At 65.6% G+C, this 726-nt stretch carries 1 pseudogene; it reads left to right on the forward strand.

What is annotated here, in order from left to right:
• A pseudogene (locus WMN78_RS08245) lies at window positions 1–726 on the forward strand (pyruvate dehydrogenase (acetyl-transferring), homodimeric type); the annotation flags it as partial.

Raw genomic sequence — 726 nt, forward strand, 5'->3', positions numbered from 1 at the left:
CTCCCATATCCTCAGCGGGTTGACTAACCAGCTGCCTGATCGTGATCCGGAAGAGACCGCCGAATGGATTGAGTCCCTGGATACGCTGATCAGGGAACAGGGCACTGAGCGTGCCCAGTACATCATGCGCAGTCTCCTGCAGCGTGCCGGCGCCCAGAGCGTCGGGGTCCCGATGGTCACCACCACGGACTATGTGAACACCATCCCGGCGGACCAGGAAGCGGAGTTCCCCGGCAACGAGGAATACGAACGCCGCTACCGGGCCTACATGCGCTGGAACGCCGCGGTGATGGTGCACCGCTCCCAGCGCCCGAACATCGGGGTGGGCGGGCACATCTCCACCTACGCCGGGGCCGCGACCCTGTACGAGGTCGGGTTCAACCACTTCTTCCGCGGCAAGGACCACCCCGGCGGCGGGGACCAAGTCTTCTTCCAGGGCCACGCCTCCCCCGGCATGTACGCCAGGGCGTTCATGGAAGGACGCCTGACCGAGGAGGACCTGGACGGGTTCCGGCAGGAAAAGTCCAAGGCCGGGCACGCCCTGTCCTCCTACCCGCACCCGCGGCTGATGCCGGAGTTCTGGGAATTCCCCACCGTGTCCATGGGCATCGGGCCGATGAACGCGATCTACCAGGCCCAGTCCAACCGGTACCTGCACAACCGCGGCCTCAAAGACACCTCGGACCAGCAGGTCTGGGCGTTCCTGGGCGACGGGGAAATGGACGA

Origin of the sequence: Arthrobacter oryzae (assembly GCF_037911235.1) — a bacterium.
Taxonomy (GTDB): Bacteria; Actinomycetota; Actinomycetes; order Actinomycetales; family Micrococcaceae; genus Arthrobacter; species Arthrobacter oryzae_E.